The sequence below is a fragment of the Bradyrhizobium ganzhouense genome (genome assembly GCF_049949285.1).
Classification (GTDB): domain Bacteria; phylum Pseudomonadota; class Alphaproteobacteria; order Rhizobiales; family Xanthobacteraceae; genus Bradyrhizobium; species Bradyrhizobium ganzhouense.
The window spans coordinates 2,799,332-2,826,266 of the sequence record NZ_CP181318.1 but is presented as its reverse complement, the minus strand read 5'-3'; the positions used below and the strand labels follow the sequence as shown (position 1 = coordinate 2,826,266).

Sequence of the window (26,935 nt, the reverse complement as noted above, 5' to 3'; positions counted from 1 at the left end):
TCACCCGGCTTCGCTATCGCGAAGCCACCCTCTCCCGCAAGGGGCGAGGGTGCACCTTCAGCGCCGCGAGTCTAATGCGTCACCCGCCAGATCGTGCCGCCCGTGTCCTCCGAGATCAGCAGCGCGCCATCCTTGGCCACCGCGATCCCCACCGGCCGTCCCCACACCTGGGTGTCGTTCACGACAAAGCCCGTGACGAAATCCTCGTACTCGCCGGTCGGCTTGCCGTCCTTCATCCTGATGCGGATCACCTTGTAGCCGGTGCGTTTCGAACGGTTCCAGGAACCGTGCTCGGCGGCAAAGGCGTCGCCCTGGTATTCGGATGGAAACTGCGTGCCCTGGTAGAACGTCATGCCGAGCGAGGCCGAATGCGGCTGCACCAGCACATCAGGCACCGTCACCTTGTCCTTGAGGTCCGGCCGCGCGCCGGCGTGACGCGGATCTTCGTTGTTGCCGATGTAGAACCACGGCCAGCCGTAGAAGGCGCCTTCCTTCACGCTGGTGACGTAGTCGGGCACGAGATCGTCGCCGAGACCGTCGCGCTCGTTGGTCGAGCACCAGGGCAGGCCGGTCTGCGGCTGGATCGCGAGGCCGACACAGTTGCGGATGCCGGTGGCATAGAGCTTGCGGTCCTTGCCTTCGGGATCGAAGGAGAGCACCGCCGCACGCTCGGCCTCATAGCCCCAGGAGGCGCCGACAGCTTGCGTGCGCGACCAGGCTTCGAGCCCGCCAGGCGGGCTCCCCATGCCCTCGGCGACATTGCTGGAGGAGCCGACCGAGACCAGCATCCGCCTGCCGTCGGGCGTGAACACGATATCGCGGGTGGAATGGCCCGATCCCTGCGCCAGGTTTGCCACCACGACATCTGGCTTGCCCGACGCCTTCAGGTCGCCGGCGTGATAGGGAAAACGGACGACATTGCCGGCATTGGCGACATAGACCCATCGCGGATTCTCACCGTTCGGGAAGAAGGCGATGCCGAAAGGACGGGTGAGCCCGCTGGCAAAGACCTCGTTCGTGACGACCTTGCCGCCCTCCCCAAGACGCAGCACGCGAATGCGTCCCGGCTCGGTCTCGGCAACGAAAATATCGCCATTCGGCGCGACACGCAGCACGCGCGCATTGGACAGGCCGTCAGCCAGCAGTGCGATCTTGAATCCCTCCGGCACGAGCGGCGTGGCGCCATTGCGCGACGTCACACGCGTAAAATTGGCGACCGACGGCGAGGCGCCGGGTTTGGCCAGATCCTGCGGGCGGATCAGCCTGACCACGCCGGGCTTGTCGGCCTGCCAGCTGCCATAGGCATCCTTGCCTTGCAGCACGGACTCGGCTTGCGCGCCGACGCACACAACCAACAGCCATGCGGGCACCATCATGTGCGAAACGCGAATTGTCACGTCGCCTTCCTCCCGGACTTTTCTGCCAAATCCCACGTCAGCTCATGCCCGCACGATGTGCATTTGGTATGACCCATCGTACTGGAAAATGGCGCGGATCGGTGCAACAGATTGTAAGGGCACGACCGCCGGTTGCGGTCATCAAAGCTGCGGCATCGATGTCGCGATTGATGGGGTGATCATGTGGGGATCGATCGTATCGGAATGGGCGAGCCTGCTGTTGCGCTGGCTGCACGTAGTGGCTGCGATCGCCTGGATCGGCAGCTCGTTCTATTTCATCGCCCTCGACCTCAGCCTCAAACCCAGGAGCGACCTGCCTGATGGCGTGCAGGGCGACGCCTGGCAGGTCCATGGCGGCGGCTTCTACCGGATCATGAAATATCTGGTGGCCCCTAGCCAGATGCCGGACGAGCTCACCTGGTTCAAATGGGAGGCCTATACCACCTGGCTGTCCGGCTTCGCGCTGATGGTGGTGGTGTACTATCTCGACGCTGATTTGTTCCTGATCGACAAGTCGATCCTCGACCTCACGCCGATCCAGGCCGGGTTGTTCAGCTTTGGTAGCCTTGCGCTGGCGTGGCTGCTCTATGAGGCCGCCTGCCGCACCGGGCTTGCACAGCGCGAGCTGCCCTTCGGCATCGGCGGCTATCTGTTCCTGGTCGCACTGACCTACGCCTTCACCCATGTGCTGAGCGGACGCGGCGCCTTCAACCAGATCGCGGCAATCATCGGCACCATCATGGTCGCCAACGTGTTTGCGGTGATCATCCCGAACCAGAAGAAGATCGTCGCCAGCCTGGTCGCGGGCCAGGCGCCCGACCCAAAACTCGGCAAGACCAGCAAGGAGCGCTCGGTCCACAACAACTATCTGACGCTGCCGGTCGTCGTGCTGATGATCAGCAACCACTATCCCCTGCTCTACGCCACGCGCTTCAACTGGATCATCGTTGCGATCGTGCTGGCGCTGGGACCGGTGATCCGTCATTTCTTCAACGAGGGCCATGCCGGGCGCAAATCGCCGTGGTGGGTGTGGGGCGTCGCAGCAGCGGGCGCCATCGCGATCCTCTTCCTGTCTGCGGCCGGCCCGCGCGAGGTGAAGACGGGCGCACTGTCGGCGCAGCCTACGGTCGCCAATGTCGAGGAGATCGTGATGTCCCGCTGCAGCATGTGCCACTCGGCCGAGCCAGTCTGGGCCGGCATCGTGACCGCGCCAAAGGGGATCTTGCTCGACGCGCCCGAGCACATCCACCGCAACATCCGCCTGATCGGGCGCGTGGCCGCATGGTCCAATGCGATGCCGCCGGGCAATATCACCGAGATGACCAGCGAGGAGCGCGCCATCCTCGCCGCCTATATCAGCGAGCAGGATCGCTGACGGCATAGCGCGTCGATCGAGCTTTTCGCGGAATGAAATTCCGCCTCTCCCGCCGATTTGAAAATGACTTGATCGCCCATCCGGCGTAGACAAGACCAGCGGCCGCGGGCCGCCCAAAGTCAGTATGCAATTGCCGGGGAAATCACAGTGGCCCTCAAGAACATCATCGGTATCGACCACGCCGTGGTCATGGTGCAGGACCTCGACAGGGCCGCCGAAAACTACAGACAGCTCGGCTTCACCCTCTCGCCGCGCGGCACCCACAGCGCGCATATGGGTACCGGCAACTACACCATCATGTTCGACCCGGACTATATGGAGCTGCTCGGCGTGCTGGTGCCAACCGAGCACAACGCCCCGGCCCGCGCGTTCGTCGAGCGGCACGGTGAAGGCATCGAGCGCATCGCCTTCACCGCGGTCGATTCCGCTGAAGGCGCCGAAGAGATCCGCGCGCGTGGCCTGACGCCGATCGGTCCGACCGATTTCGAGCGGCCGGTCACGCTGCCGAACGGCACGATCTCGGCGGCCAAATTCCGTACCTTCATGTGGCCGACGGCAGAAGCCCCCGGCGGCGTGCGCATCTTCGCCTGCCAGCACAAAACCTGCGAGACGGTATGGATCCCCGAACTGATGACGCACGCCAATGCGACGAAGCGGATCAGCGAGGTGCTGATCGCAACGCCCGAGCCCGCAAAGGAAGCAGCACATCTGGCGCGGCTGATCGATCGCGAGCCGAAGGCGGAGGCCGACGGCGCGGTGACGGTGACATCGGGCGGTGACCGCGCCGACTTCGTCTATCTGACGCTCGACCAGTTCGGCAAACGCTATCCCGGCGTGCCACTCGCCGGCCTTTCCGAGCGTGGCGGCGCCGCGCTGGTGCTCGTCAGCGGCGATCTCGCGGCGACCGAGAAGGCGCTGGGTTCGGCCGGTATCCGCAGCGGAGCCGCGATCGTCGTGCCCCCGGCCAAGGCCAACGGCACCCTGCTCGCCTTCATTCCCGGCTAATTTGAACCAATTCTTTAACGCGTGTTTACCGGGCGGCCCTAAGATTCCCCGATAGTCCAAGCCGCCCGGGGGCCACGCGCATGTTCAAAGAGGGATCGCCGATCGCTTACGACGCGCCGGCCGAGTTGAAGAAGTGGCCCTCGCTGAAGGGCGAAAGACAGAAGGACAGAGGTCCGCCCTATCTCGTCTACAACGGCACGTTGGCGGATTGCGTCCGCGAGCTCATGGACAAGCCGATCAAGGGCATCTCGCTCTACGACATCATGACGAAGCCGCAGCCGGCGTTTGAGCAGACCGTGCTGTCGCCCGGCGATGCCGCCGAGATCGCCATGCGCAAGGATTTCCCCAAGGCGTAGCCGACGCCGACCCGCTCCTGCCATCCTATCGCGGCGCGAACATTCCTCGGGCTAGATCACACCGGCTTCTCGTCGTCGGTGACCGGCGACGTGACCACCAGGAACACGAGATCGGTCAGGCCCGAATTCGAGATCGCGTGCTCGACGCCGGGCGGCAGGAAGATCACGTCGTGCTTGCGCACGACATGGTTTTTGCCGGCGATCTCCATCAATCCTTCGCCGTCGAGCACGTGATAGACCTGCTCCTGCACCTTGTGGTGATGGCGCGCCACATAGGCCATCGGCTGGTACATCGAGATGCGGTAGTCGATACGGCGCGAGCCCGCGGTCTCCGGCATCACCAGCGGCTTCGACAGCGCGCCGCCAAAATGGTTGGGGAATTCGCGCCAGGGCACTTCCGCGATGTTGCGGATGAAGGCGCCGTTGCTTTCCTCGACCATGTCAGTGCTCCCTAATTCACCAGCGCGCCGCCGTCGACATAGACGATCGAGCCGGTGGCAAAGCCGTTGTTCATGAAGCTCGCGATCTGCTGGGCGATGTCCTCGGCCATGCCGACGCGGCCGACCGGAAGTGCGGCCGCCGTTTTGGCCAGCATCTCCTTTCGTGCAGCCTCAGGCATCGCAGCCCGGATCGGCGTGTCGATCACGCCGGGCGAGACTGCATTGACACGCACCGGCGCAAGCTCGAGTGCCAGCGCACGGGCCAGCGACTCCAGCGCGCCATTGGCCGCGCTGATGATCGCCGAGTTCGGCCGCGGCCGGACACTGAGGAAGCCGGTGACCAGCGTCAGCGAGCCGCCGGGCCGGATCTCGGCTTCGCGCGCAACGCGCCAGGCGCCCCAGAATTTTCCCTCCATCGTGGCCCGCACATCCTCCATCGCGACGGTCTTGAACGGCCCGGTGCGGAGCTGCGCAGCCGTCAGCACGACATGATCGACAGCGCCGATGCGCTTGAACAGCTCGGCGACGCTCTGATCGCTGGTGACGTCGGCCGGGATCGCCGTCACCTTCAGCCGCTCGGCGACCGGATTGAGCTTTGCGGCGCTGCGCGAGGCGATGACGACGTCAGCACCCTCTCGTTTTGCAAGCTCCGCCGTGGCGAGGCCGATGCCTGAGGAGCCGCCGATCACGACGATTTTCTTGCCTGCGAGCGTCATTCCCATCTCCCTGTATTCTTGTTGATTGCTTCTGCGAACCGCGATCAGCCCGGCTGGAAGCGCGTGCCGATACCGGCCTTGCTCTGGCCGAGGCCCGGCAATTCCCAGACGCCGGCGCCGGAGGGATTGACGTCCGCGGCGATATCGACGTCGATCAGATAGGGCTTGTTGGCGGCAATGCCCTTGCGGATCGCCTCGCCAAGATCACCGGCACGATCGACCCGCACGCCTTCGACGCCGCAGGAGCGCGCCATCGCCGCGAAATCCGGGTTGTAGCGCTGGCCCGTCTCGGGGTGCTTGAAGTCGGTCGCAAGCTCGCGACCGCCGAGATAGCCGCGCTGAAGCCCGCGGATTGAGGCATAGGCGTAATTGTTCCAGACCACCCAGACCACGGGCAGATTGTATTCGACCGCGGTGCCCAGCACGTTGGCATGCATGAAGAAGGCGCCGTCGCCGCAGACCGACACGCAGGGCCGATCGGGCGCGGCAAATTTCGCGCCCATCACGCCGGCAACGCCAAAGCCCATCGGGCCAAATCCCATCGAGCCGATCAGCGAGTCCGGCCGCTTCGGCTTGCAGAAGCCGAGCAGCCAGTTGTGATGTACACCAATGTCGGAAACGAGAATCGCATCCTCCGGCAGCGCCTTGTCGATCTCGGCCGCCGCGCGCTGCGGATTGATCGGCGTGGTGTCGTCGGAGAAGCCGGCCGCGACGAACTTGTCCCACTCCTTGCGATAGCCGTCGATCTGCGCCAGCCACTTTTTACGCGCATCCGATTTCTTGAACAGATTGTCGCGGCGATCGAGCTCGGCGTGCACCTGCCGCAGGAAAGTGCGGACGTCGGCCATCAATCCGAGCGCGACGGGATAGTTGCGGCCGATCTCCTCGGGGTCGATGTCGACATGGATCAATCGCGTCGGCGGGATCGTGAAGGAATAGCCAGGAATCCACGAGCTCGAGGTACGGTCGTCGAAGCGGACGCCGAGCGCGAGCAGAACGTCGGCCTGCCGCGCGGCGTGATTGGCTTGGTAGTGCCCGGCGCGCGCGACGAGGCCGAGCGCCAGCGGATGATTGACGTCGAGCGCACCGAGGCCGCTCGCGGACGCCGCAACCGGAATCTGCAGCCGTTCGGCAAGCTTACGCAACTCCTCCGCCGCACCACCATAGCGTACGCCCTGCCCGACCAGCATCACCGGCCGCTCGGCCGCAAGCAGCATGTCGACCGCCTTCTCGACGCCTTCCGGATCGGCGCCGCAGCGGCTCGAGATATTAGCGCTCCACTCGCTCGCCTTTGGGGCCTCTTCGGCCGCCGATTCCATGAAGACATCGAAGGGTACATCGATCACAACGGGCCCCGGCCGTCCTGTGACCATCGTCTTCCAGGCCTGCCGTACCGCGAGCGGCACCATCTCGCCGCGCGTCGGCTGGAACACCTTCTTGCACATCGTGCGCACGGTTGAGGGAAAGTCGGCCTGGTAGTGCCGGTACATCTCCTGGAACGCTCCGCGGTTGAACTGGCTGGTCGGCACATTGCCGGTGATCGCCATGAACGGCACGGAATCGAGGAAAGCATTCGCCAGCGAGATCGGCAGATTCGCCGAGCCCGGCCCGCAAGAGGTGAAGGTCGCAGTCGGCCGGCCGGAGACGCGGTAGTAGACGTCGGCCATGAAGCCGGCGACGCTCTCGTGATGCACGGAGATCGTCTTGATTTCGGAAGATCGCTCGTACAGCGCGTCGATGAACTGGATGTTGCCATGGCCGCAGAGCCCGAACACCTGCGGCACCTTCTCCTGGATCAGATAATCGACAATGACCTGGGCGCCATTGAGCATGTTCTTCGACATCAACCGGTCTCCCTCTCGGCCCGTCGATTTCTTGTGTACCGATGCGGAGAACGCGGCCGGTCATCATGGGGCCGCGGGGAGCCTATTTCTCATAATGCTGTACGTCAATTTATATTGTGATAGACTCGCGCTTGAGGAAACGCGAAGCTCCGCGCCGACGGCTGCGCCGGTTGCGTGCTACTGTCGCAAGAACGGAGCCATGACGATTCACCAGAGGGAGCCCAGTCCTTGAGATCGCGTACCAACCCGACCACCGGCGAGAAGCCTGCAAGCCCGCGCAAGGCCGCGATTGCCAAACTGGTCCCTGCACCCAAGGCGGATGGCGACGACGAGGCCGAGGACAAGCAACGCGGCGGTGGCGTTCAATCGCTCGGGCGCGCCTTCTCGATCCTCGAAGAAGTGGCGCGCCATCGCGAAGGAATTGGACTTGCGGAACTGAGCAAGCTGGTCGGCTTGCACAACTCCACCACCTTTCATCTCGCAAAGACGCTGGTCTCGCTCGGCTACCTCCGCCAGGAGAAGGACAACAAACGCTACCGCATCGGCCGGCCACTTTTTGCACTCGCCGCATCGGCGCTCGACGAGATCGAGATGGTCAATGTCGCAACGCCCGTGCTGGAGGAGCTATCGCGCCAGACCGGCGAAAGCGGGCATTTTGCCGTACGAATGGGCGATGCGGTGGTCGTGATCGCCCGTACCAGCGGCCCCGGCGCGTTCCAGCTCACCGATCGCGTCGGTGTGGTGCGGCCCGCCCATTGCACCGCGCTCGGCAAGATCATTCTGGCTTCGCTGCGCCCCGAGCAGCTCAAGCGCTTCATCGACCGCGTCGAGCTGAAACCGTCGACACCCAAATCCATCAGCGATGTCGGCGCGCTGATGCGCGAGATCGCCGAGGTGCAGCGCACCGGGGTTGCCTTCGACGACGGCGAGTTCAATCCGGAAGTGCGCTGCGTCGCCGTGCCCGTCACCGATTTCACGGGGCAGGTGATCGGCGCGCTCGGCATTTCCGGGCCGATCTGGCGCCTGTCCAACCAGGCACTGCACGCCGGCGCGCAGGTCGTGCAGGCCGCCGCTGACCGCCTGTCGGTGGAGTTCGGCGCCAAGGACCGGGCGCACAAGCCGTTCACGCAGAAAGCCTGAGCCGCGACCCAAGCGGCGATTTTGCCGGTTGACACCGGCAATGGCGTTCGGGATTATCCTCCAGCATTAGAAAAAGCTCTCTCACAATACCGGATACCCGGTTTTGAAGGGAGGCACGCGATGCACCCGGGAGGAGACAGAGATGATCCGCTACCCACGACGGACGTTGTTACGGGCTGCCGCAGCCTTTGCTGGCGCGGCCGCCCTCGGGTTTCCCGCGATCGTCAGGGCCCAGGCCGAGAAAATCCGGATCGGGCACCTGACGCCGCTTACCGGCTTCCTCGGCGTAATCGGCAGCTACGCGCAGCTCGGCGCAAAACTCGCAGCCGAAGAGATCAACGCGTCCGGCGGCATTTTGGGCAAACCGATCGACCTGCTCTCGGAAGACTCGATCAACCCGGCCACCGCCGCGACCAAGGCGCAGCGCATGCTGGAGCAGGACGGCGCGGTGGTGCTGCTCGGCGAAATCTCATCCGCCTCCTCGCTGACCATCATGCAGGTCGCCGAACGCAACAAGAAGGTGTTCTTCTCCACCGGCGCGCGCTCGGACGCGCTGCGCGGCAAGAGCTGCAACAAATACTCGTTCCACTGCGACATCCCGAACACCGTGATGGTGAACGCGGTCGGCACAGCGCTGTCGCAGCAGGGCATGGTGAAAGGCAAGAAATTCTTCACGCTGACGGCGGACTACATTTTCGGCCATGACCTGCTGAAGGCCGCAAAAACCTTCTTCGGCGCGCATGATGCCAATTTGATCGGCGACGAGCTGATCGCAACCGATGTCACCGACTTCAGCCCGTATCTCCTAAAAGTGCGGCAGGCAAAACCCGACGTGGTCTGCTGCAACCTCGCCGGCAATCAGGTGACAAATCTCGTCAAGCAATATGCCGAGTTCGGCTTCCCCTATCCGCTGGTCGGATTCAATCTCAACACCGGCGATGCCTGGGCTGCGGGTGCCGGCAATCTCAGCGGCACCTGGCCGACGGTCTGGTACCACACGCTGGCCAACCCGACATCGCAGGCCTTCGTCGCCGCCTTCACCAAGAAATACGGCAAGCCGCCGGAGAACCACGCCTGGATCGACTACGTCACGCTGAAGCTCCTGGCGGAAGCGATCAGCACCACCAAATCGACCGACAGCGGCGAACTGATCGCCTATTTCGAGAAGCAGGCGCAATTCGACATCGGCAAGGCGCGCAAGGCCTACTTCCGCTCCTGGGATCACCAGCTGGTGCAGGAAGCCTATCCGTTCACCGTGAAGCCAAAGGACCAGATGAAGGACCAGTGGGACATGCTGGTGCTGGGCGATGCGGTGCCGGCGGCGAACGATCCGTTGGAGACGATCTATCCGACCAAAGAGCAGAACCCCTGCGAGATCAAGGCCTGACACCAGCACCCGGCAAGGCGCACGCAACATGCAGTTCGAGTTCCTGCTGGAACAGGTGGTGAATGGCCTCGTGCTCGGAGGCTATTATTTGCTCATCGCGCTCGGGCTGTCGCTGATCTTCTCGGTCGGCGGCATCGTCAATCTCGCGCATGGTGCCTTCTATGCGCTCGGTGCCTACATCTGCGTCGAGCTGACCAGCCGCCTCGGCTTCGGTCCCGCCGTGGTGATCTCGCCGCTTGCTGTCGCCCTGCTCGGCATCCTGTTCGAGCGCTTCATCCTGCGCCGCTTCTACACCGCTGATCCGATCCTCAGCCTGCTCGTGACCTTCGGACTGGCGATGGTCGCAGAGCAGGCGATCCGCATGATCTGGGGCGCGGCGCCTGTTACGACCGAGATCCCGCAGGGTTTCCGCGGCTCGGTCATCGTCGGCGACTTCCTGTTCTCGCGCTATCGCCTGCTGATCGTCGGCGTCGTCGCGGCGATACTGCTCGGCGTCTGGTGGCTCCTGCAAAAAACCTCGTTCGGACGCGTGGTCCGCGCCGGCATCCAGCGGCCCGACATGGTCGCGGCGCTCGGCATTCGCCTGCAGCCCTACATGACGGCGATCGTCATACTCGGCGTCGGTCTCGCCGCGCTCGGCGGCGCGTTCTTCGCACCGATCACGACTGTGCACCCCGCCATGGGCGCCGATATCATGACCATCGCCTTCGTCGTGGTCGTGATCGGCGGGCTCGGCAGCTTCTGGGGCGTGGTCATCGCGGCGCTTCTCGTCGGCGTCGTGCGCGGCATCGCCATTCACTTCGAGCCCGCGGCAGGCGAAGCCTCGATCTACCTCCTGATGTTCGTGGTGCTGCTGGTGCGCCCGCGCGGCCTGCTCGGCGAACGCATCGAGAAGTTCGAATGAAGAACGCCTCGACCATGGAACGGTTGAGGCCGCTGCTGATCGCAGGCGTTGCGGTCATCGCATTGCCCTTCCTGCTGCGCGCGCTCGGCCTCTCGCTCAACACCGGCACCTGGATGCTTGGCCTTGCCATCGCGGCGATGGGGCTCAACCTCTGCATCGGATACACCGGCCTCGTCTCCTTCGGCCACAGCACCTGGTTCGGCATCGGCGCCTATGCCGCCGGGCTGATCCAGCTGCGCTTCTTTCCCGGCGAGATCTGGCTGCCGCTGCTGGGATCGGTGGTCGTCGTCGCGATCGCCTCAAGCGTGATCGGCATGCTGATCCTGCGCCGGCGCGGCGTCTATTTCTCGCTGCTGACGCTGGCGCTGGCAGCGCTGGTCTACACCACCGCCTTCCGCTGGACGAGCCTCACCGGCGGCGAGGACGGGCTCGGCGGGTTGAAGCGCGGCGGCATCGGCCCCGTGAGCTTCGACAGTGCGCTGAATTATTACATCGTGGTCGCGGTGATCAGCCTCGCTGTGCTCTATGTGCTGATGCGCCTGGTGCGCTCACCGTTCGGGCATGTGCTGGTGGCGATCCGCGAAAACCAGTTGCGGGCGAATTTTCAGGGCTATCCGGTCGAACGCTACAAGCTCACGGTGTTCGTGATCTCGGCCGTCGTCACGGGCCTTGCCGGCGCGCTGATCGCGTTCCTGAACTATCTCGTCTCGGCGGAAGCCGTCTCCGTGCCGTTCGCGGGCGAGTTGCTGGCGATGGTCGTGATCGGCGGCATGCGCAGCCTGCTCGGGCCTGCGCTCGGCGCGGCGTTCTTCATTCTGTTCCGCGAGCTGTTCTCGATCTGGACGTCGGACTGGCTGTTCTGGTTCGGCCTCACCTTCGTGGCCTTCGTAATGTACTCGCCAAGCGGCCTCGTCGGCATCGGCGCGCTGGTCATGCGCCGCTTCCGTCCGCCCGCGGAAGAGACGGCGGCGATGAGCCGGCGCAAGATCTATGACGGCCTGCCCCTGCCCGATTTCCTCCGGCCCGTAGCACTGAAAGGCACGGTGCTGGAAGTCAGCGGCGTCTCCCGAAAGTTCGGCGGCATCCGCGCGGTGGAGAATGCCAGCATCAAAATCCAGGCTGGCGAGATCCACGCGCTGATCGGGCCGAACGGCGCCGGCAAGACCACGCTGTTCAATCTGGTCTCCGGCCTCTACGCGCCGGACCAGGGCACGATCCGCCTGCAGGGGCGCGACATCGCGGGCGTGCCGGCGAATGCGATCTGCCATCAGGGGCTGGCGCGCTCGTTCCAGATCACCAATTTGTTTCGCGGGCTCTCGATCTACGAGAACCTGCGCCTGTCGCTGCAGGCGCGGCGGGCGATGCGCTTCAACATCTGGAACGACATCGACGCCTACAAGGACATCCACGCCGAGACCGCCGCGCTGACAAAATTCCTCGGCCTCGAAGGCATCGAGGAGATCGAGGGCGGCGAGCTCTCCTATGGCGGGCAGCGGCTGGTCGATCTCGGCATCGCGCTCGGCTCCAAGCCGCAGGTGCTGCTACTCGACGAGCCGCTGGCCGGCCTTGCCGCAGCCGAGCGCGAGCGGGTGTCGAACCTCATCAAGAACATCGCGGCCAACATTCCCGTGCTGATCGTCGAGCACGACATCGACCGCGTGCTTGGCTTCTCACAGGTGGTCACCGTGATGAACCAGGGCGAAGTGCTGATGTCCGACTGCCCCGGCGCCGTGCGGGCCGACCTCCGGGTGCAGGAGATCTACACCGGCAAGGGCATTCCCGCCGTCGAGCATCGCCGCAGCGACGAGGCATCCGGCGCGCAGGCGACCGTGCTGCGGCTCGACGGCGTCAACACGTTCTATGGCAAGAGCCACATCCTCAACGATGCCGCGCTCGACGTGCGCGAGGGCGAGATCGTCGCCCTGCTCGGGCGCAACGGCGCGGGCAAGTCGACGCTGCTGAAAACCATCGCCGGGCTCGTGACGACGGCATCAGGCAGCATCGCCTATCGCGGTGACGATATCGCCCGCCTCGCCGCGCCCGACATCGCGCGTCGCGGCATCGGCTATGTGCCGCAGGGCCGCGGGCTGTTTGCCGGCATGACCGTGCGCGAGAACCTCGCGCTCGGGCGCCTCGCGCGCAAGACCGACGGCAGCGATGGCGTGGTCTGGGACGAGGAACAGATTCTGCAATACTTCCCCCGCCTGAAGGAGCGGATGAATATCGCGGCCGACTATCTCTCCGGCGGCGAGCAGCAGATGGTGGCGGTGGCCCGCGCGATGTCGGGCAATGTCCGCCTGCTGCTGCTCGACGAGCCGTTTGAGGGCCTCGCGCCAGCGGTGACGCTGGAGTTGTTCAAAGTGTTCGATGCACTCCGCCGGCACATGTCGATCGTGATCGTCGAGCACAATCTCGACCTCGTGCTGGCGCTCGCCGACCGCGTCTTCGCGCTGGAGCGCGGCGCCGTGTTCCACCAGGGACCGGCGGCGCCGCTGCTGAACGATCTCGGCTATCGCAAGCAGATCCTCTGGCTGTGACGGAAACAGGTGCGCTCCCTCTCCCGCTTGCGGGAGAGGGTTGGGGAGAGGGTGTCTCCGCGAAGGGACAGTCCTCAAGCGGACAGAGCCCTCACCCGGAAAACAACCCCATGCACAGTAGCCGACGTCAGCCATAACAAGGACTTGCGCGAAGACGGCTTCGCGTATCCCGAAATTCCGTTTGACACGTCGGGCAAAACAGGCGCACGATGGCATCATCGCGACAATCGCCTGTGTCCAGGCCCCGCCCGCTCATGGGCGCGCTCGACCTGGCGGCGCGAATACTCCTCATCGACATCTGAAAATCTCAACCGCCGCTCAGCGCGCGATCGGCTTCGCTCGCCGCGAACCATTGCGCCTGCGCCGGCATAGGACAGCGCATGACGACATTACCGACACCTACCGAGACGATGCCCGTTGCGGCGAACGATCCCACCCCAATCATCGCAAGCCCGAAGGTCAAACTCCGGCGCAGGCGCATCGTGATCGACCACCCCGATCCATGCACCGGCGAAAAGCTGCTGGCCGAGGCGATCGGCGCCGTCGACCGCGACGCGCTGCATGGCCTGTTGAGCCAGCTGGTGAAAGCCAGCGTGGTTGCGCGCAAGCCCGACCAGGGCAATCTCTCCTTCATGGTCTCGATGCTGAAGAGCATCACGCCGAAGGATTCGCTCGAGGCCATGCTGGCGGCGCAGATGGTGAGCATTCACGTCGCGTCGATGCGCTGCGCCTGCCGCCTCGCCTGCACCGACGACGTGCCGCAGCAGGAGAGCCTCACGCGCGCACTGACCCGGCTGGCCCGCACTTACGCCGCCCAGATGGAGGCCCTGAGCCGTCACCGCAGCAACGGCGCGTGTGCGATCACGGTGCGGAACTTATCGGTGCAGGACGGCGGCAAGGCCGTCGTCGGCCATTTCACGCAGCACGCGAACCTGATCGCTGCGCAGCCGGGCCTGGTGGAGGCCGTCCTCGCATGAGTCACACCCGCAACACCGGCCCGATGCTGGCGAGCCCGCGTTGCGGCGCGCAAACACGAAACGGTGAAAATTGCCGCGCGCCTGCCCTGCGCGGCAAGGCGCGCTGCCGCATGCACGGCGGCGCATGGGGATCCGGGGCACCATTTGGAAACGGTAATGCCGTGAAACACGGCTTCTTCACTGGCGAGGCGCTCGACGAGCGGCGGCAGATTCGAACGCTGTTGGATGAGGCGCAACAGTTGCTGACAAAGTTGACGTGAATCCGGTCATATCCCGCCTCAAGATACGTTGCCGTCGACGCTATGGATTGAGAGCGATGCCACCGGAATTCCCTGCTCTCCTAACCGCAGTTATCAAACTCCAGATCGCGCGGTAAGCGGGCGCTCTCTCCGAACCGGCCCCATTTTGCACAGTCGCCTGTTCATAACTATCAGCACTCCGTACTCGCGACAGTTGCAGGCCCACACTCCCTGTGAAAGTCTCTCTAACGGGGGAGAGACGAAATGGCCGAAAACACCACAATTGTAATGGGCGCGCTGAACATTGCCGCAGATCCGCACCCGCCAGGAATTTACCGCAGATTGTTTGAAGCCGCCGCCGATGAACCTGTGAGAATCTGGGGTTCAGATTGGGCGAAGATTACTGCGCCCATCGACAGAGACACCGATCCTCCGAGCTTCTATGGCCGCGTTTTGGTCTGGACGGAGATCGATCGCGACGGCAAGTGGCTAAATCAACAGGAGGATCGTGAGGCGACTCCCACAGAAAAGCGCAACATTCGCATTCCAGAAGAGCTTGACCCCAACTTCCGGTCGTTCAATTTTGTTTTTATTGAGGGGCGGCATCTGCTGATCATCGAGTTTCAGAATGAGTTGAGAGAAAACTTCGGAGCGAGGCGCGCTGAAACTCTGTTTCGAAAACTCTTCGTCAAAGATGAACCCGAAGAAGACGAGCCGCGGGTCGAAGTCACGGTTGTACCGTCGGCTGAGGCATTGGACTTGATTTTTGCTATGCCGCGGCTGTGGAAGCTCGAAATTACTGTGGTGCGCCCCAATCCAGACAGCCTCGACGAGCATGAAGAACGTATCTTGCAAAAGCTGCTAGACCAAGGGGCCAAGGAACAAACGGTTGTACTGAAGAAACGGCCTGGTATTCAGAAATTGACGCCTGACGAGGACACGCGGACTTTGGCGCAGGTTGCCGCGATCAATGGGTCGGTGTCGGCGGAAGGAAGAGATGAAGATGGAAAAACTGTCTTCGAGTCTACCAAAGATCACCCAAAAACTGTCAAAGCTGAGGTGGGCACGTCGTCTGTCGCAACTTTTTTCTCCAAGATTCAATCGTTTCTTTGAGCAATGGCGTGGCCAAGGACGCACCCTCCAAAATTACTGGAGCGTATATGGAGGGCGATCTGCCCTTCTAAAGTCTCCCTATCTTCATATCGCGCTACTTCTGACCGGTGTTTGCTTTCTGCATTGGCCGAAAGCAGATACTGCCGCGCACGCGGCAGATGTTGCGGTCGGAGTGCTGCCCAATCTTCTCGGGTTCACAGTCGGCGCGCTGGCGATCGTGTTGGCCTTTTCGTCCGCTGACATTTTTAGGCTGCTATCTGAGGACGGTGAGCCAACATCGTTCTTTCTGACCCTTACTGCCAATCTAGTTCACTTCATTTTTGTGCAAGTTGCCGCTCTCGTAACAGGCATCGTTGCCAAGATTGTCGACTTTCGAATTCTAGACGTCCTGAGTTTGTTTTTGCTCTTCTATGCTGTCCTAGTCACACTTTCAGCTGCCTTCCAGCTATTTCAAACAGCACGAATATACAACGCGAAGGCAAGCCTCCCCGAGCGCCCTGCAGAGACCTTGCGCATCCGCCCCCCGAAGCCCCGGGTCCTCAGGCGCGCCAAATGAATTGTTTGGGCCAGGTGGAAGATCGAACGGCGCATCGACTTTGCTCCAACACTCGATCGCTAATGACATCTAGAAGCGCCGACATTTCCAACATGGAATTTTTTATCGGTCATTTCATACCTGCGCCGACTTGTATTAAAGCAAGGCTTCTTCACCAGCGAAGCGCTCGTTCGCACCGTGCTGACGGATGCCGAGAAGTTGTTACACAAGTTGAGCTGAACAAGGAACCGCGGCCCCACCCCCCCCTGTGAGAGCGGAACCCAACGCACCGTGCCGGGAACGGATTCAGCTCCGTCGCACTTAACAAATGACAGGAAATGAGGTGCAACCATGGGCCAGCCGAAACCGCTCCGCCCGACCGCGATCGTCGTCGAGGATGACGACATTCAGCGAGAGATGCTCGCGCTGCTGCTCCAGGAGCGCAATTTCGAAGTGCTGCAGTGCGAGGATGCAGAGACCGCCGCACTGGCACTCAAGGCACGGCACCCAGCCCTGATCGTCACCGACATCAGTCTGGTCGGGAAGATGGATGGTGTGGATCTGGCTTACTTCGCTCAGCAGCAAGACGCCAATGTGCGGATCATCGTGATCTCAGGTCGTCCGTTGCCCCGGCCGCTGCCGCCTGGCGCAACGTTCTTCACCAAGCCGGTCTATCCGACGGCGCTGCTGGCGGAGGCGGCGCGATAGCGCCAACGACGTCTTCGCGTGAGCGGCCTAGCCGTGAAGTTGCGCGTTGAGGCCGTCCCAATTTTGGGCGCGTCTGGTTGCCTCAAGAGCGCCGCTCTGGGAATTGCGACGAAAAAGAAGGCCGTTCTGGCCTGAGAGTTCTTTGGCCTTCAGGACCCGGCCATCTTCCAAAAGGATGCGCGCGCCTGCCGTGACATAACAGCCCGCTTCGACGATACAATCGTCACCCAATGAAATGCCGATGCCGGCGTTGGCACCGATCAGGCAGCGCTCACCAACCGTAATCCGCTCTTTCCCGCCTCCGGACAGAGTGCCCATGATCGACGCGCCGCCACCAACATCGCTGCCACGTCCGACGACCACGCCGGCGCTGATCCGGCCTTCGACCATGCAGGGACCGAGCGTACCTGCGTTAAAATTGCAGAAGCCTTCGTGCATGACGGTCGTGCCCGGGGCCAGGTGTGCTCCGAGCCTGACGCGATCCGCATCTGCAATTCTCACATCCGCAGGCGTCACATAGTCAGTCATGCGCGGGAACTTATCCACGCCTGCCACCTCGAACCCGAGGGCACGCTTTCGCGCCAAGAGTCGTGCTTCCGGTACACGAGAGGGTTCGCAGGGACCGAGGGTCGTCCAGGCATTGTTAGGCAACAGACCGAAAATGCCGTCAAGGTTCAGGCAATTGGGCTGGACCAGCCGGTGGCTCAGAAGATGGAGTCGAAGATATGCGTCGTGCACATCAGTCGGCGCAGATGCAAGGGAGTCGATGTCCGTACGGATTGCAACGATATCGACATTGCGGACGTCGTCGTGTCGCGCATATCCGTCTGCCGACTCACCCAACGATCCGACGATCTCGTCCCTGGTCAGCCGTACCGTTGCGGCCTTGCCGGCCTCCCCAACCAGGCGCAGTTGAAGGAACCAGGAATCCAGCACGCGACCGTCAGCGGTCACCGTCGCAAATCCCTCGCCTCTCGCGCCGCTCAGCTCCATCGCCATTTGAATTGCCCACACATCGACCCTACCCATAGTAAATACGCGAGTTCTCCTGGAATTAGCAACTTCTGCATTCTCAAACACGTCTGCTTTGGGAGCATTTTCGCCAGCTCTCCCGCTCCACCCAACCGCTGGCAATCGCGCTTGCCCAAATCGGCATGCCCTTGCTGCGGGCCAGTTCGGCCATGGCCGTGCTGTCGTAGGGAACGTATCGGATGGTCGCGGACCAGCCTGCGCGGGCGCGCTCCAGAATTGCGTAGCAGGCGTGAGGCGTGCCGACCTCGACGACATAGGGAAAAGGCGTCCGCCCATCGTAACCGGGTAGTCCGACACTGCCGGGATTGACGATCATTCGCCCGTCCCTCAGGCGGAGCACGCGCGGGATATGCGTGTGTCCGCATAGAATGAGATTTGCGTCGATGCCTTCGGCGCCGGCCTCGATCATCTCGATCGGGCTGGCGCGGACGCTGCCGTCGGCGGTGACTTGGTCGAGCCAGAAGGCGGCATCATCCTTGGGGGATGCATGGCAAAGAAACACGTCCTCACGATAGACGAGCGTCGGCGGCATGCTGCCCATCCAGTCGAAGTGTCGGCGCTCAAGTTGCTGGAAGTCGCTTCGTCCCGATTTGCCGACCCGCCATAGGTCGACGAGGATGCGATCCTGGTCGCCCTGCACCGATGGAAAGCCGCGCTCGATCAGCAGATCCGCCGTCCGCGCCGCCTCGAGCGGGCCGCTGACGTGATCGCCGAGGTTCACGATCTCGCCGATGCCGAGGCCGGCGATGTCGGCGAGCACGGCCTCGAGTGCCGCGCAATTTCCGTGGATGTCCGCGATCGCGGCAAATTTCATCGAGCCCTCCCCATTTCGAGACGGCCAACGACACTCTTGTTGCGGGACGATGCAGACGTGACGCTTCGCTTTAGCTGCATTTTGAGAAGCGCCCGCAAGCTGAGTGTCAAATCGGCGCTGTGCGCAAAAGTATCATCGCCTGGCCGGCGCAAGCAAGTGACGGCCTCGGCAAGGAGATCGGGAGCAGACACTTGTGCGCTGTGCCGCCACGGCTGGCGGGCCATGCGATAAGCCGCCCCCTCCCGCCATTGGCACCCTCGCCCCAATCGTGTAACCCGGCCAAAACCCTTGCCGGGACGGGACGCTGATGAGTGCGGTTGCCAATGATGAAGCGGGACATGGCACCCGCGCGCTGATCTTTGCGCTGGTCGCGCTCGCATGCGGGCACATGCTGTCGACCTTGCTGCGCACCATCCCGGCGCTCAGCCTCGATCTGATGGCGGCGGATTTCCACGTCCAGCCGCAGGCGCTGGCGAGCCTCACCTCGGTCTATCATTTCGCCTTTGCGGCGTCGCAGATCCCGGTCGGCGCGGCGATGGATCGATTTGGCGTGCGGCCGGTGTCGCTCAGCCTGCTTGCGGGCACCATCGTCGGCGCAATCGCATCGGGCTTTGCGACGGGGCCAGAGAGCTTTGCCTTCGGGCAGTTGCTGCTGGGCATCGCGACCTCGGGCATGCTGATGTGCCCGATGACGCTCGCGGCCAAGCAATTGTCGGCGGCACGTTTCGGGCTGTGGTCGGGCGCGATCCTCTCGATCGGCAATATCGGCATGCTGCTGTCATCGAGCCCGCTCGCCTTCGTGGTCGATCACTACGGCTGGCGCGCCGGCTTCTGGATCGCCGCAGCCGGCGGCGTCGTGGTGGCGCTCGCCGTGTTCGCGCTGGTGCCGAACCAGCCGGCCGAGCACAAGGACGATTCCTCGCCGCTCTCGCAGATGATCGAGGTGCTCAGGCTCGGCCTGTCGCGGCCGCTGCGCGGGCTGATCGCGCTGGCGATGGTGTCGCTGGCAACCTCGCTGGTGCTGCGCGGATTGTGGGGCGGGCCGTGGCTGATGCAGGTCAAAGGCCTGTCGCGGGTCGAGGCCGGCAACCAGCTCGGCGCCTACACGCTGGCGATGATCGCGGGCCCGCTTCTGATGGGCATGATCGACCGCAAGGTCGGCCGCCGCCGCGAACTGGTCGCCGGCACGCACACGATCGCCGCGCTGCTGGTGGTGCTGATGGCGCTCGGTGCGCCGCACTATGCGGTTGCATGGCTGTTCGGCGTGCCGGTCATGCCGCCGCAATACGATCTGGTGCTGTTCGTGCTGATCGGGCTCGCCACCTCGGCCCAGCCGCTGCTGTTCGGCATGTGCCGGCAGCTGGTCGACGCGCAGACCGCAGGCAAGGCGCTGGCGGCGGTGAACCTCGCCTTCTTCCTCGGCACGGCGCTGATGCAGTCGATCACCGGCGCGGTGGCGGCGTTCGCGGGGCTGCCGGCGGTGCTGCTGTTCATGGCCGCTGCGCTGCTCGTGGGGGTGATGATCTTTTTGACTTACACCTCGCCGCATTCGTAGGATGGGTGGTTCGAGCATCAAGGGAATTCAGTCCATGCCAGTCGACACCAAGGCCGCCACCGACCGCCTCATGCGCTTCCTCGCCGTGGAAGGCGTCACCGGACAGGAGGCGGCGATCGGGCGTGAGCTCACCGCCGCGCTGAAGGAGAGCGGCGTGCCGGCCAAGGCGATCCGGCTCGACGATGCCAACACCCGCATTCCCGTGCCGACCGAGACCGGCAACCTCATCGTCGACCTGCCCGGCCGCGGCGCGCTGCACAACCAGCCGCGCATCATGTTCATGACCCACATGGACACCGTGCCGCTCTGCGCCGGCGCCAAGCCGAAGAAATCCGGCCGCAAGATCGTCAACGAGGCCAAGACCGCGCTCGGCGGCGACAATCGCTGCGGCTGCGGCGTGCTGGTGACGCTGGCGGCCGAGCTCGAGAAGCAGAAGCTCGACCATCCGCCAATCACGCTGCTGTTCTGCGTGCGCGAGGAGAGCGGGCTCTACGGCGCGCGCCACGTCAAGCTGGACGAGCTCGGCTCGCCGGTGATGGCGTTCAACTATGACGGCGGCTCGGCCTCCAACGTCGTGATCGGCGCGGTCGGCGCCGACCGCTGGACCGTGGAGATTTTTGGCCGCGCCTCGCATGCCGGCGTCGCGCCCGAGCGCGGCATCTCCTCGACCATGATCATGGCCCTCGCGCTCGCCGACGTGAAAGCCGGCGGCTGGTTCGGCAAGGTGGTGAAGGGCAAGGGCGCGAGCGCGCGGCAGGGCACCAGCAATGTCGGCCCCGTCACCGGTGGCGAAGGCCGCCCCGCGGGCGATGCCACCAATGTCGTCACCGACTACGTGCATGTGCGCGGCGAAAGCCGCAGCCACGACGGAAAATTCTTCAAGGAGATCACGAAAGCCTACAAGGCCGCGTTCGAGAAGGCGGCCAAGAAGGTGACGAATGTGCAGGGCAAGTCCGGCAAGGTCAAGTTCAAGGCCGAGACCGACTATTATCCGTTCCGCATGAAGGACAGCCAGCCCGTCATCAAGCGCGCCGTCGAGGCAGTGTCCGCGGTCGGCGGCACGCCGAACGTCCGCACCGCCAATGGCGGTCTCGACGCCAACTGGATGGTGCGCCACGGCGTTCCGACCGTGACCTTCGGCGCCGGGCAGAACGAGGCGCACACGATCGACGAGTGGATCAATCTCGACGAATATGATCGTGCCTGCGCGCTGGCACTGCAGCTCGCTACGATGCGGTGAGATGAGCGCGCCACGGCTTCGCCGCGCGGTTGTTTTCACCGCTGCGGACGCGCACTTGCATGGTCGGCGACAAGGCCGGCCAGAGTGTCGGCAGGGTCGCTTTCGGAGAAGGTGTGCGCGGGATATTTATCCCAAGTCTCCAACAGCACGCGGTCAAATCGCACCCCGGATGCGCCCAACGCCTCGATGTGCCGTCGGGCCTGAGCGATCCAGTCGGCGTCGGAGCGCGCGGCCGGAGGGCCGCCGCCGTTCATGATCATCCCAACCTGAAGTCCGTTTTCGCGCGCGACAGTCGCGACCGTGCGCGCGAGGCCGGCGATCGCCGCAGGATCCGGCCGCCCCGGCGCGGGCGCAACATTCAGAGGCGGCGCATACCAGTCGAAATCCAGGTCCAGGAAACTGAGCCTGCTTCCGGTCGCAGTGGCGAACGCCTTGACCCATAGCGCGTAGTCAGCTTGCCAGTTCGGCTGTTTCGAGATTGCCGGAAAGGGTTCGATGTCTCCCACAATCAGATTGGGAAACGCGGCCGTGTAGATCTTGACGTTGACCGCGACGCGGCGGGCCAGGTCGGCGATCGCGCTGCGACAGGCGTTCTTGCCGCTGAAGAGGTGACCGAACCAGAATGGTTCGTCCATGGCGATGAAGTCGAGCACAGCATGCGCCTTCACCAGCTTGGCGACGATCTGGTTTGTCGCGCCCGGATCGATGTAGCCTTCGAGCCCCGCGCCACAGGCCGGCTCATGCCACCAATTGGTGGCAAGGATTTCGAGACCCAACGCAATGTGCCGGGCCTTGAGGTCGCGGGCCAGCGCGGCCAAAACGGAATCCGACATTCCCTTGATCGCGGCACCGGTCAACCGGATCGCCTGGATTCGGCCGGCCGTGCGGTCCCATTGGGCAGTGAGAGCCGGAGATCGCGCGCTGCCGTCATAGAGCTTGGCGAGCTCGGTCCAGTGGGGGCCGAGAATGGTGATCGGCGATGCGGCCGCAGGCAGCACCCGCTCAAGCACGGCCGGCTGCAGGTTGGTTGCCTGCGCGTCGGTGGCCGGGACGATTGCCATCGCTGGTCGGAACGACAGGATCGAATCGGAGATGGCGCGGATCTCTGCTTCGGGCCCGAGCGCCGCGTTGGCCGGCCAGGCAAGACGAAAGCGGCCTTGGGCATCGGTGGTCACAGACCCCAGGGATTCCGTTGAAGGTTCGAACCAGAGGTTCTCGCGCAGCAGTCCCTTTCCTTGCGCATCGAGAAAGATCACCGTCGCGTAGCCGGATCGTTCGGCCAATTCGGGTGCGGCGATCCAGGTCTCGAAACGGAACGCCGCCCCGGGCGTCACCGGAAACTGCTTGATATTGGGCGCCAGCGTCTTTCCCGGAGCGATGACCACCGTGCGCAGGCTGACCGGCGCATCGGCGACCGGCAGCGCCACCGGCGAAACGTCCTGAGCCGGCTGCCCCTGCTCGCGATAATGCAAGCCGCCCAGGATCACCGCCGTCGGGCCGGCGCAGTCGCAGGCGCCCTCGATCCCAACCCGGAAGCCGACGACTGCGGTGGCGGCGCCTTCTGGAACGTTTCCGGCCAATGCGCGCAACGTCGGCCAGGCGTGCGCATCCGTGTCGCGCGCAGTGAGGCGGATGGCGGCGCCGCCGATGGGCGCGCCATCCGGTCCTGAAAGCGTTCCCGAAACTCCGTCACCGGTCCGCATCAGGCTGAGTCTGGAGGCCGGCCGCAGATATTGAAGCGCGACGTTCATCAATGTCCCCGGCTGGCCCTCCGGCAGAACATGGGTGGGATTGCGCGTCCAGCTCTGGAAGATCGCCGTATCCGGATGGACATTCATCACAGTCTCGATCTCGGCGGCATGATCGAGGGCGCTGCGCGTCCAGTCCGCATCGCTTCCGACAGCGCTGTCGGCATTGTAGATGATCCCGAAGGGGACCTGTCGTTGGCGCAGCCCGGCGGCGAGGACTGGCAGATTTCGTATGGCGAGCTCCGACCATGCGACGTCGGCATGCAGGAAAGCCAGCTGCTCGCCGGTCGCCGCGCGATAGTCGTCCGTCCACTGGACGAGTTCGGCGACAGCGGCGCGATTGGCCCCGGCCACCTCGATATCGCCGACCTTCAGGTTCGGGAAGATCCGGCGCATGGAGGTGATGCTGGCCGCGACCTGGCGGGCGATTTCAACGGACGCCAGCCGGCAGCCGCCGGGATCGACATGGCCATAGTGGAAGGGCTCGTCCATCGCGACATAGTCGAACTCGCCGCCGGCGCTGCGGATCCTCTGCAAGATGGCCTCGGTCTCGCCGGCGCGGCCGTAGGATTCGGTCGGCGGCCCGCAGGCGGGCGTTCGCACCAGCGGGCCGATCTCCAGGGCCAGCGCCATGCGATGTTGCCGCACCTCATCGATGATGGATTTGAGGTCGGCTTCGGAGGTGTTCTCGATGTTGCCGGCGACGAGCTTGACGACGCGGGCGCGCGCGGCGACCGTCGGCCAGGCGGCGATCTGCTTCCATAGATCAACGGCGTCGGTCCTGACGCCTGTCCAGCGCGGCAGAGTCTTCAGCGGCTTGGACGTCGCCATGATCCAGATCTCCGGCGCCGCCGAAGGTGCGGATTGATCGGCGCCGGCGTGTACCGCAACGGGGAGGAGCGGCAGGATCACGAGCAAGCCGCGGAGAAAACTCAAGCACCGCGAGGCCACCTGCGCGCGGCCGATCAGAAGCAGGATCAGAACGAGCCGACGAGAAACGCCCATCATGACAGCATCGACCCATTCCAAACTGATGTGGAGCATGTCGCCCGACGTCGGCTTCACCGGGTAAATGCAAACGCGGACATCGGCAATACGCCAACAAGCCAGCCGCGGAAAATCTATCGTGATTGCGCGGGACGAACTCATTCAGCGCCTGTTCAGCGAGAAGTCCCCGATGTCGATCCTCAGGCGTATCAAGTGCGGCGAAACCCATCCAATGATGTGAGTTGCGCGAGCAACACCAAGCGGCTGCTGAAGGAGTTCGTCCGGGATGAACCGCGTCGCGACGACGCACCCGGCCGGTACGGCCGCAGACCTGCATCCCGCTCCCGGCCGATTGCCCGCACCGCGCGGCCGGTCTAGCCTGCAAAGAAAACGCAGGGAGGCTACATGCCGCGCATCGCAAATATCGAAACCGGACTCTACCGGATCCCCCTCCCCGTCACGCTGTCCGACTCTACCCATGGCGAGATCGCGGCGTTCGAGCTGATCACCTGCCGTATCCGCGACGCCGATGGCGCTGAAGGCGTCGGGTACACCTACACGGTCGGGCGCAATGGCGGGGCTGTCGCCGATATCCTGAAGCGCGAGATCCCGCCGCTCATCGACGGACGCGAGGCCGGCGATACCGAAGCGGTCTGGCATCACGTCTGGTGGGGCCTGCATTACGGCGGGCGCGGCGGTCCTGCGGTGCTGGCGCTGTCCGCGCTCGACATCGCGCTGTGGGATTTGAAGGCGCGGCGCGCGAAATTGCCGCTGTACCAGTTGCTCGGCGGTTTTGATGCGCACGTGCCGTGCTATGCCGGCGGCATCGACCTCGATCTCTCGGTCGAGGCGCTGCTCAAGCAGACCGACGGCAATCTCGCCAAGGGGTTTCGCGCCATCAAGATGAAGGTCGGCCGGCCCGATCTCAAATCCGACGTCGCGCGCGTTGCGGCGATGCGACAGCATCTCGGCGACGGCTTTCCGCTGATGGCGGATGCCAACATGAAATGGACGGTGGAGGAAGCGATCCGCGCCGCCCGCGCGTTCGTTCCTTACGACCTCACCTGGCTGGAGGAGCCGATCATCCCCGACGATGTCGCGGGACACGCGCGCATCATGCAGGCCGGCGGCGTGCCGATCGCAGCCGGCGAGAATCTGCGCTCGCTGTGGGAGTTCAAGAACTACATCGCATCAGGCGCGGTGTCCTATCCCGAGCCTGACGTCACCAATTGCGGCGGCGTCAGCACCTTCATGAAGATCGCCCGGCTGGCGGAGGCCTTCAACCTGCCCGTCACCAGCCACGGCGCGCATGACATCACCGTGCATCTGCTCGCGGCCTGCCCGAACCGCTCCTATCTGGAGGCGCACGGTTTTGGCCTCGACGCATATATCGAGCATCCGCTGGTCCTTGAGGACGGCAAGGCGCTGGCGCCGGTCCGACCGGGCCACGGCATCAGCTTTGATTGGAAGGGACTGGCGAAGCTGGCGGCTTAGAGACGCTTTACTGCACGCGAGGCATTCCAAGGGGCTTGATGCGGGGCGCGGATAATCGGCTAGAGTGGCGTCAGCCGTCACCCTTGCGAGAGAGCCACGCCTTGACCCCCGAGTTGCACCAGAAACTGACCGCGTGGCGCCAGCATCTGCATGCCCACCCCGAACTGTCCTTGCAGGAGAAGGCCACCGCGGCCTTCGTGCAGGAAAAACTCACCGAGCTCGGCATTCCCTTCGAGGCCGGCATCGGCGGTCACGGCATCGTCGCGACGCTGACGCGCGGATCGGCCGAGGGGCGCGTCGGCCTGCGCGCCGACATGGATGCGCTGCCGATCACCGAGGATACCGGGCTTGCCTACGCCTCGAAAACGCCCGGCGTGATGCATGCCTGCGGGCATGATGGACACACCGCCTCGCTGCTCGGTGCTGCCGCGCTGCTGGCGGCGGATACCGACTGGAGCGGCACCATCGACTTCATCTTCCAGCCGGCCGAGGAAGGTTTTGGCGGCTCGCGCGCGATGGTCGCGGCCGGGCTGTTCGAGCGATTCCCGATGGACCGGGTGTTCGGCTTCCACAACTGGCCGGGCCTGGATGCCGGCACCATCGCCGTCCATGACGGCGTGGTCATGGCCTCCGGCGGACGCGTCACCATCACTATCGAGGGCCATGCGGGACATGCCGGCATGCCACATCTGACGCGCGATCCCGTGATGGCGGCCGGCCATCTGATCGTGGCGCTGCAATCGATCGTGTCGCGCAGCGTCGACCCGCTCGACACTGCCGTGCTCTCGCTGTGCACGATCGAGGGCGGCACGGCGCCCAATCAAGTCGCCGGCAAGGTCGTGATCCGCGGCACGCTGCGGCATCACCGCAACGACGTGAAGGACATTCTGCTCGCGCGCATCGCAGACATCTGCGCCGGCATCGCCACGAGCTTTGACGTCAAGGTCACGCCCGACATCGTCATGGGCGTCGGCGTGACGATCAATACGCCGGACGAGGCCGGCTTCGCGCGCATGGCCGCGGACAAAGTGCAGGTGCCGGTGCGGCGCGATCTCGCGCCCAGCATGGCCGGTGAGGATTTCGCCTTCTATCTCCAGAAACGCCCCGGCGCGTTCGTCTGGATCGGCAACGGGCCCTTGCGCGACGGCGCCGAGCTGCACGGCCCGCGCTACGATTTCAATGACGCGATCCTTCCCGTCACATCGACCTGGATGGCCGAAGTCGCCAAGACCGCGCTGTCGGCGAACTGAGGCCCCGTGGCTCCCCCGGATCGGTTGCGCTAGGATAGGCGCTCGTTCGAGCCAGCGAGATCCGGACCTGAAGCGGGACACCGACGCGGCGAATGAAGCCATCGACCTGCAAAGCGTGATGTTGAGGTGTCCAACACCACGA

24 protein-coding genes are annotated in these 26,935 nt (G+C 64.1%); 17 read left to right on the top strand and 7 right to left on the bottom strand.

Annotated features, from left to right (window positions below):
- Nucleotides 1-71: 71 nt before the first annotated feature.
- Nucleotides 72-1,373 (bottom strand): PQQ-dependent sugar dehydrogenase, encoded by a 1,302-nt coding sequence (locus ACLFLU_RS12990; RefSeq protein ID WP_426413976.1) that lies wholly within the window; start codon nucleotides 1,371-1,373, stop codon nucleotides 72-74.
- 205 nt (nucleotides 1,374-1,578) lie between these two features.
- Here ACLFLU_RS12990 and ACLFLU_RS12985 point away from each other — a divergent pair, with 205 nt between their 5' ends.
- The 3 genes from ACLFLU_RS12985 to ACLFLU_RS12975 all read left to right on the top strand — a co-directional run bounded on the left by ACLFLU_RS12985 (nucleotide 1,579) and on the right by ACLFLU_RS12975 (nucleotide 4,133).
- The gene (locus ACLFLU_RS12985; protein WP_426412575.1) at nucleotides 1,579-2,772 is read left to right on the top strand and encodes a urate hydroxylase PuuD; all 1,194 of its coding nucleotides are present in this window, start codon (nucleotides 1,579-1,581) and stop codon (nucleotides 2,770-2,772) included.
- A 147-nt stretch (nucleotides 2,773-2,919) separates the two neighbouring features.
- On the top strand, nucleotides 2,920-3,777 hold the full coding sequence (locus ACLFLU_RS12980) for a VOC family protein (RefSeq protein WP_426412574.1): 858 nt from the start codon (nucleotides 2,920-2,922) through the stop codon (nucleotides 3,775-3,777).
- An 80-nt stretch (nucleotides 3,778-3,857) separates the two neighbouring features.
- Nucleotides 3,858-4,133, top strand: coding sequence for a hypothetical protein (locus ACLFLU_RS12975; RefSeq protein WP_426412573.1), 276 nt, complete (start codon nucleotides 3,858-3,860; stop codon nucleotides 4,131-4,133).
- Nucleotides 4,134-4,189: 56 nt separating this feature from the next.
- Here the strand turns inward: ACLFLU_RS12975 and ACLFLU_RS12970 are convergent, their stop codons facing one another.
- Genes ACLFLU_RS12970 through ACLFLU_RS12960 form a run of 3 tightly spaced genes read right to left on the bottom strand, consistent with a single transcriptional unit; the run spans nucleotide 4,190 to nucleotide 7,133 of the window.
- Nucleotides 4,190-4,573, bottom strand: a complete 384-nt coding sequence (locus tag ACLFLU_RS12970; RefSeq protein WP_426412572.1) for a cupin domain-containing protein — start codon at nucleotides 4,571-4,573, stop codon at nucleotides 4,190-4,192.
- 11 nt (nucleotides 4,574-4,584) lie between these two features.
- Nucleotides 4,585-5,289, bottom strand: a complete 705-nt coding sequence (locus ACLFLU_RS12965) for an SDR family oxidoreductase (RefSeq protein ID WP_426412571.1) — start codon at nucleotides 5,287-5,289, stop codon at nucleotides 4,585-4,587.
- A gap of 44 nt (nucleotides 5,290-5,333) precedes the next feature.
- Complete coding sequence (locus tag ACLFLU_RS12960) at nucleotides 5,334-7,133, bottom strand: thiamine pyrophosphate-binding protein (protein ID WP_426412570.1); 1,800 nt, start codon at nucleotides 7,131-7,133, stop codon at nucleotides 5,334-5,336.
- 228 nt (nucleotides 7,134-7,361) lie between these two features.
- On the opposite strand from ACLFLU_RS12960, the gene ACLFLU_RS12955 reads away from it, so the two are divergent.
- The 9 genes from ACLFLU_RS12955 (at nucleotide 7,362) to ACLFLU_RS12915 (ending at nucleotide 16,673) form a co-directional block, all read left to right on the top strand.
- Nucleotides 7,362-8,273 carry an IclR family transcriptional regulator gene (locus ACLFLU_RS12955; RefSeq protein ID WP_426412569.1) on the top strand — a complete coding sequence of 304 codons (912 nt, stop codon included), beginning with the start codon at nucleotides 7,362-7,364 and terminating at the stop codon, nucleotides 8,271-8,273.
- 142 nt (nucleotides 8,274-8,415) lie between these two features.
- Complete coding sequence (locus ACLFLU_RS12950; protein ID WP_426412568.1) at nucleotides 8,416-9,660, top strand: ABC transporter substrate-binding protein; 1,245 nt, start codon at nucleotides 8,416-8,418, stop codon at nucleotides 9,658-9,660.
- Between the two features lie 28 nt (nucleotides 9,661-9,688).
- On the top strand, nucleotides 9,689-10,564 hold the full coding sequence (locus ACLFLU_RS12945; RefSeq protein WP_426412567.1) for a branched-chain amino acid ABC transporter permease: 876 nt from the start codon (nucleotides 9,689-9,691) through the stop codon (nucleotides 10,562-10,564).
- The gene (locus ACLFLU_RS12940) at nucleotides 10,561-13,101 is read left to right on the top strand and encodes an ATP-binding cassette domain-containing protein (protein ID WP_426412566.1); all 2,541 of its coding nucleotides are present in this window, start codon (nucleotides 10,561-10,563) and stop codon (nucleotides 13,099-13,101) included. The genes ACLFLU_RS12945 and ACLFLU_RS12940 overlap by 4 nt, the downstream gene beginning before the upstream one ends.
- A 380-nt stretch (nucleotides 13,102-13,481) precedes the next feature.
- Entirely contained in the window at nucleotides 13,482-14,078 is a 597-nt protein-coding gene (locus ACLFLU_RS12935) for a hypothetical protein (RefSeq protein ID WP_426412565.1), read from the top strand.
- Nucleotides 14,075-14,338: an HGGxSTG domain-containing protein gene (locus ACLFLU_RS12930; protein ID WP_426412564.1), complete on the top strand. Its 264-nt coding sequence runs from the start codon at nucleotides 14,075-14,077 to the stop codon at nucleotides 14,336-14,338. Before ACLFLU_RS12935 ends, ACLFLU_RS12930 begins: the two co-directional genes overlap by 4 nt.
- Before the next feature lie 243 nt (nucleotides 14,339-14,581).
- On the top strand, nucleotides 14,582-15,430 hold the full coding sequence (locus ACLFLU_RS12925; protein ID WP_426412563.1) for a DUF4747 family protein: 849 nt from the start codon (nucleotides 14,582-14,584) through the stop codon (nucleotides 15,428-15,430).
- Nucleotides 15,315-15,986: a hypothetical protein gene (locus ACLFLU_RS12920; RefSeq protein WP_426414238.1), complete on the top strand. Its 672-nt coding sequence runs from the start codon at nucleotides 15,315-15,317 to the stop codon at nucleotides 15,984-15,986. Before ACLFLU_RS12925 ends, ACLFLU_RS12920 begins: the two co-directional genes overlap by 116 nt.
- Before the next feature lie 330 nt (nucleotides 15,987-16,316).
- Nucleotides 16,317-16,673, top strand: coding sequence for a response regulator (locus ACLFLU_RS12915; protein ID WP_426412562.1), 357 nt, complete (start codon nucleotides 16,317-16,319; stop codon nucleotides 16,671-16,673).
- A 27-nt stretch (nucleotides 16,674-16,700) separates the two neighbouring features.
- Here the strand turns inward: ACLFLU_RS12915 and dapD are convergent, their stop codons facing one another.
- Together dapD and ACLFLU_RS12905 are read right to left on the bottom strand one after the other, a co-directional pair.
- Complete coding sequence (gene dapD, locus ACLFLU_RS12910) at nucleotides 16,701-17,672, bottom strand: 2,3,4,5-tetrahydropyridine-2,6-dicarboxylate N-succinyltransferase (protein ID WP_426412561.1); 972 nt, start codon at nucleotides 17,670-17,672, stop codon at nucleotides 16,701-16,703.
- 73 nt (nucleotides 17,673-17,745) lie between these two features.
- Entirely contained in the window at nucleotides 17,746-18,519 is a 774-nt protein-coding gene (locus ACLFLU_RS12905; protein ID WP_426412560.1) for a metallophosphoesterase family protein, read from the bottom strand.
- A gap of 307 nt (nucleotides 18,520-18,826) precedes the next feature.
- Between ACLFLU_RS12905 and ACLFLU_RS12900 the strand changes: the two genes are divergently transcribed.
- Together ACLFLU_RS12900 and ACLFLU_RS12895 are read left to right on the top strand one after the other, a co-directional pair.
- Complete coding sequence (locus tag ACLFLU_RS12900; RefSeq protein WP_426412559.1) at nucleotides 18,827-20,074, top strand: MFS transporter; 1,248 nt, start codon at nucleotides 18,827-18,829, stop codon at nucleotides 20,072-20,074.
- 34 nt (nucleotides 20,075-20,108) lie between these two features.
- Nucleotides 20,109-21,314, top strand: a complete 1,206-nt coding sequence (locus tag ACLFLU_RS12895) for a M20/M25/M40 family metallo-hydrolase (RefSeq protein WP_426412558.1) — start codon at nucleotides 20,109-20,111, stop codon at nucleotides 21,312-21,314.
- Between the two features lie 35 nt (nucleotides 21,315-21,349).
- Here ACLFLU_RS12895 and ACLFLU_RS12890 read toward each other — a convergent pair whose 3' ends face one another.
- On the bottom strand, nucleotides 21,350-23,893 hold the full coding sequence (locus tag ACLFLU_RS12890) for a hypothetical protein (protein WP_426412557.1): 2,544 nt from the start codon (nucleotides 23,891-23,893) through the stop codon (nucleotides 21,350-21,352).
- A 33-nt stretch (nucleotides 23,894-23,926) separates the two neighbouring features.
- Between ACLFLU_RS12890 and ACLFLU_RS12885 the strand changes: the two genes are divergently transcribed.
- From ACLFLU_RS12885 to ACLFLU_RS12875, 3 genes are all read left to right on the top strand, one after another.
- Nucleotides 23,927-24,427 carry a hypothetical protein gene (locus ACLFLU_RS12885; protein WP_426412556.1) on the top strand — a complete coding sequence of 167 codons (501 nt, stop codon included), beginning with the start codon at nucleotides 23,927-23,929 and terminating at the stop codon, nucleotides 24,425-24,427.
- 27 nt (nucleotides 24,428-24,454) lie between these two features.
- The gene (locus ACLFLU_RS12880) at nucleotides 24,455-25,543 is read left to right on the top strand and encodes a mandelate racemase/muconate lactonizing enzyme family protein (RefSeq protein ID WP_426412555.1); all 1,089 of its coding nucleotides are present in this window, start codon (nucleotides 24,455-24,457) and stop codon (nucleotides 25,541-25,543) included.
- 101 nt (nucleotides 25,544-25,644) lie between these two features.
- The gene (locus ACLFLU_RS12875) at nucleotides 25,645-26,793 is read left to right on the top strand and encodes an amidohydrolase (protein WP_426412554.1); all 1,149 of its coding nucleotides are present in this window, start codon (nucleotides 25,645-25,647) and stop codon (nucleotides 26,791-26,793) included.
- Nucleotides 26,794-26,935: the final 142 nt, after the last annotated feature.

Coding starts and splice junctions, on each gene's coding strand:
- ACLFLU_RS12990 (WP_426413976.1), bottom strand. CDS start 1,373: ATGGTGCCCGCATGGCTGTTGGTTGTGTGCGTCGGCGCGCAAGCCGAG.
- ACLFLU_RS12985 (WP_426412575.1), top strand. CDS start 1,579: ATGTGGGGATCGATCGTATCGGAATGGGCGAGCCTGCTGTTGCGCTGG.
- ACLFLU_RS12975 (WP_426412573.1), top strand. CDS start 3,858: ATGTTCAAAGAGGGATCGCCGATCGCTTACGACGCGCCGGCCGAGTTG.
- ACLFLU_RS12970 (WP_426412572.1), bottom strand. CDS start 4,573: ATGGTCGAGGAAAGCAACGGCGCCTTCATCCGCAACATCGCGGAAGTG.
- ACLFLU_RS12965 (WP_426412571.1), bottom strand. CDS start 5,289: ATGACGCTCGCAGGCAAGAAAATCGTCGTGATCGGCGGCTCCTCAGGC.
- ACLFLU_RS12960 (WP_426412570.1), bottom strand. CDS start 7,133: ATGTCGAAGAACATGCTCAATGGCGCCCAGGTCATTGTCGATTATCTG.
- ACLFLU_RS12950 (WP_426412568.1), top strand. CDS start 8,416: ATGATCCGCTACCCACGACGGACGTTGTTACGGGCTGCCGCAGCCTTT.
- ACLFLU_RS12945 (WP_426412567.1), top strand. CDS start 9,689: ATGCAGTTCGAGTTCCTGCTGGAACAGGTGGTGAATGGCCTCGTGCTC.
- ACLFLU_RS12940 (WP_426412566.1), top strand. CDS start 10,561: ATGAAGAACGCCTCGACCATGGAACGGTTGAGGCCGCTGCTGATCGCA.
- ACLFLU_RS12935 (WP_426412565.1), top strand. CDS start 13,482: ATGACGACATTACCGACACCTACCGAGACGATGCCCGTTGCGGCGAAC.
- ACLFLU_RS12930 (WP_426412564.1), top strand. CDS start 14,075: ATGAGTCACACCCGCAACACCGGCCCGATGCTGGCGAGCCCGCGTTGC.
- ACLFLU_RS12925 (WP_426412563.1), top strand. CDS start 14,582: ATGGCCGAAAACACCACAATTGTAATGGGCGCGCTGAACATTGCCGCA.
- ACLFLU_RS12920 (WP_426414238.1), top strand. CDS start 15,315: ATGAAGATGGAAAAACTGTCTTCGAGTCTACCAAAGATCACCCAAAAA.
- ACLFLU_RS12915 (WP_426412562.1), top strand. CDS start 16,317: ATGGGCCAGCCGAAACCGCTCCGCCCGACCGCGATCGTCGTCGAGGAT.
- dapD (WP_426412561.1), bottom strand. CDS start 17,672: ATGGCGATGGAGCTGAGCGGCGCGAGAGGCGAGGGATTTGCGACGGTG.
- ACLFLU_RS12905 (WP_426412560.1), bottom strand. CDS start 18,519: ATGAAATTTGCCGCGATCGCGGACATCCACGGAAATTGCGCGGCACTC.
- ACLFLU_RS12900 (WP_426412559.1), top strand. CDS start 18,827: ATGAGTGCGGTTGCCAATGATGAAGCGGGACATGGCACCCGCGCGCTG.
- ACLFLU_RS12895 (WP_426412558.1), top strand. CDS start 20,109: ATGCCAGTCGACACCAAGGCCGCCACCGACCGCCTCATGCGCTTCCTC.
- ACLFLU_RS12890 (WP_426412557.1), bottom strand. CDS start 23,893: ATGGCGACGTCCAAGCCGCTGAAGACTCTGCCGCGCTGGACAGGCGTC.
- ACLFLU_RS12880 (WP_426412555.1), top strand. CDS start 24,455: ATGCCGCGCATCGCAAATATCGAAACCGGACTCTACCGGATCCCCCTC.